Raw genomic sequence first — 3,657 nt, 5'->3', positions numbered from 1 at the left:
TGGGGGTCAGCGGTGCGTTAGCGTGGGTCATGAAGGCCTCCGGTCAGTGATGCGATGTGTCAACCCACATCCTGCCGGAGGCCTTCACACAACCTCAGCCCTGTTCACAACCTCCCGAGGAAGTACATCTAACCGCCCTTCAGCGCTGGCGACGTGCTGCCGCACCCGTTGCAGGCCATTGGGCGAGTCCGCTCCCTGCGACCAGCCGATCACTCGTCCCGACCATGAGCACCACACCACGCACCGGTTGCGCCAACACAACTCACGCAGAAGGGCGGAGGAGACATCAACGTTGCCGTGGACCACCAGTCCGAGCACCCGCTCGATCGGCACGCTGAGAAGACGCTCCCCAGACTTGGTCACCTCGACCCGCCCGCCACTGAGGGACGCCCGAGCCCCGGCGGTGGCCGGTGGAGTAGACCTCCGCCCCCTGCACCTCATGGCCCATCTCTCTGAGGCACAGGGTCTGGAGCGCAAGTTGGAGTCGGTTGGCGTAGGTGACCTCGGGACGACGCCGTACCGGAGTGGCCTTGTACTCCACCACAGTCAGCGGTCCATCGGCGGCGCCTTCAACGACGTCGCAGCGTCCGGACAGCCCCAGACGCTCCGAGCGCACGTTGACCGCCCGGTGCTCACTGGATCTGCTCTCCGCGGCATTGTCCACACGCCGGTGGGCATCCAGCCCCGCTTGCACCTGCACGGTATCCGTCTTCTCCCCCACCGACTCGAGCCATGCTCTCCTCGGGCAGTAGACGGAGTGGACCACCATACTGATCGGAATCGGATCCGAAACCACATGAGTTGTCATGATCTGTCTCCTTTGACAGACAAGGATGGCGCTGAGTCAACTCCGCCATCGGGACGTGCCCTGGACCGACCTCCAGGGTTGAGGCAGGAGATGTGAGAAAGTGTGCTGCGCCAGTGAGTACCTGCATGGGCAACAGCGGGAAGCACTCACCGGCGCGTCAGCCTCCGTCACCAGTGCGCTCCGATCGGCTGATGACGGGAGCTCGGTTCAGGACATCACCTCCAGTCTCCCGATCCCCAGGGATCGCTCTGGTGCCTTCGAGTTGTCACTGACATGAACACGGAACGTGATGACTGCTCGAACACCGTGCGCCGTGAGCCAGGCGCGCGCCGGCACCTCTGCTGCAAGCGCGTCAGCGGACGGTACGTCTGCTGCGACCTCGGCAGTACTCGCCGCAGCCTGGACGACCTGCTCAGACGCGACGACAACCCGCCACCTGTCCAGGCTGTGAGGCCCTACAAAGACTGGTAGCACCAGGTGCTTTGGAGTAAACCTGCCGATCGGCACTGCCCCAGCGGTGACGGAGGCTCCCGTGGTCCGGTGGATAACGGGGAAGCACGAGATCCCCCACAGAGCGCACCAGGCGAGGGCGCTGTCGGTGAACCTAGGCGGGGTCAAACCGGTGGCCGTCCTGGACTCGTCCGACCGTTTTCCTTCGTAGGCCTCATCCTTCAGAGTCTTCCCAGACAACCCGGTACAGATCGACGTAACATCCCGGTCTGCGACGAATCGGGCTAACCGGCGTAAGCGGTTCGTGACGAAGTCCTGTCCTTGGTTGCGGGTCTTCATCTCCCAACGGCTGGCTCCCTCATCCGGTCTGGGATCGTTACTGACGAAGCGCCAGTAAGCGGGTTCACCGAGCGCCCCGATCAGTTCAAGGTCGATGCCGTAGCCAGGTTCGGATCCGTCATACAGCTCATGATCGATCCCTTGAAGCCGCTCCGCCTGCAAGGACTGCCAATGGTCCACAGACTTCGGAGCCTTCACCCTTGGGCTGAAGACCGCGCTGCCTCCTTTCCACGGTTGAGACTGAAGATCACGGCCGATCCAGCTGTCCGCCGCAAGACAGGCCGTGGCGTGCCTGTGAATGGCTGCGGATATAGCGTCGTCGTCGTAGCGGTCGGCAGTGACTACCATCCGGGGCTCTGCGGCGTCGGTCCAGCCGAGCCGAACGTGTTCGGCTCCGTCACCTTCGAGGATGAGTGCCAGCCCGAGCCCGGCGAAGGTTGTCAGCGCGCTGGTGATCTGTCCTCCGAGAATCATCTCCGTCACTTTCCTTCCATGGAGATCGTGCAGTCAGACGCACGCAGCAGTGCCTCGAGGTAAGCGGTTCCCCAAGGACCCCATTGCCTGTCGGTACGGGCGATGAGCGACTCCCACTCACCTTCACCCACCAGCTCGGCCAGGGCAGCGGGATGGTCAGGCCCTGCGGTGGCGGGGTCATGGTCGAACAGCGGTCTGCCACGACCGTGGCTGGTACCCACCAGCCTGGTGACCAGGTCCCGGAGCTGCGGCTCGATACCGTCGGACTCCGCCTGCTCCCAGTAAGCGGCTGCGGAGGCCAGCTCGTGACGCCATCCCGTGGGGAGCCCCGCATTCGCCCAGGCGCGTCTTACGGCCCCCAACGGCATGCTGCGGCCACCGCTCTTAGCGAGTGCCTCCCTGCCCCCGGGGTCGCCCCGCCACAGGAGCCGCTGGAAACGAGCATCGCCCTTGCCGACGTCGTGCCAGGAGCCGGCCTCGACCAGGGCCGTTGCGGGCTCTGGCTCAATGCCGATGCCGTCTGCCAGCGCCCCCGCGCGGGCGGCGACCGCAGCGTTGTGCTCCGCAAGGCGGACCCGGCGACTGACAGACCACGCAGAACGGTCATCGGACTCATCGTCGGGCGTCACAACGCGGCGCCGAACCAGCCACGCGGGCACGTCCGTCTCGTCTCTGCCTGCAGGCCATGTCAGCGTCTCACCAAGGAACTTCTCGTGCAGCTCGTCCGGTTCCAGGGCGGCCAGCCGGCGTAGCTCATCAGGATCGGTGACAACGGCAACGACCCCGTCGAACTCCTCGTAGGGCACCGCCCTACCCTGATCTTCACCACTTTCCTTGATGACGTCGGAGGTCAGAAGCTGCGCAGAGGTATCCAGGACGAGGAGGTCACCGGGACGAAGCACATCGGACGCGCTCCTCACACTGTCTTCGGCCTCTGTGACAACAGCCTGCCACTGCGGCAGGGCCGCGCCGTCACGCCACAGCACCGACCACTCCAGTGGACGGCGCTCGACGTTTTTGTCCTCGCGCATGCGTTGCACCACCGCCCGCGCGGTGGCCATGGTCATGGGGAAGACCTCGAGGTCCTGCGGAGGCACCTCGGTCACGAGTGTCTCGCAGGCCGTCGCATCGGGCAGGCTCATCAGATCCCGCAGAACAAGACCCACCGTTCCGGCCTCAGGGTCGAGGTCGTCGCGAATCCACAGGTCGAGCTCCGGCTCGATGGCGAGGTTCATCGACGTCTTCGACCACAAGGCCGCATCCCAGGGCTCAGGACGCTGGTACAGCAGACGGCGCGGGGCCTCCTGAGGCGGAGGTGCTTCGCTGACTGTCAGAGGAGAGAGATCACCATCATCGGCGCGGTCTTGGATCCATGCGCGATCGTCGAGCAGATCGTCCTTCCGGTATGGGAGCACGTCCTTACTCGGCTGCGTATCCAGCGGTGGGCCGACGACGGTGAACTGTCAAGCCCCGGGTTTTGTGGAGGCTGGTTTAGCTGGATGTGGTGGTGGCTGGTTGTAGTTGTTCCTGGCGGTGGGTGTCGGGGGCCCAGGCGGCTTCGTGCTCGGCGGGGGTGCGCATGCCGA

General features: G+C 64.9%; 2 protein-coding genes. Both read right to left on the bottom strand.

The features are described from left to right. Window positions 1-1,015: 1,015 nt before the first annotated feature. On the bottom strand, window positions 1,016-2,080 hold the full coding sequence (locus HCR68_RS13770; RefSeq protein WP_167150412.1) for a hypothetical protein: 1,065 nt from the start codon (window positions 2,078-2,080) through the stop codon (window positions 1,016-1,018). Then, on the bottom strand, window positions 2,077-3,306 hold the full coding sequence (locus tag HCR68_RS13765) for a CRISPR-associated endonuclease Cas3'' (protein ID WP_167150410.1): 1,230 nt from the start codon (window positions 3,304-3,306) through the stop codon (window positions 2,077-2,079). Before HCR68_RS13765 ends, HCR68_RS13770 begins: the two co-directional genes overlap by 4 nt. Between the last annotated feature and the right edge of the window lie 351 nt (window positions 3,307-3,657).

This window comes from Actinomyces sp. ZJ308 (assembly GCF_011752065.1).
Taxonomy (GTDB): Bacteria; Actinomycetota; Actinomycetes; order Actinomycetales; family Actinomycetaceae; genus Actinomyces.
This window is presented reverse-complemented; position numbering and strand designations above follow the sequence as displayed.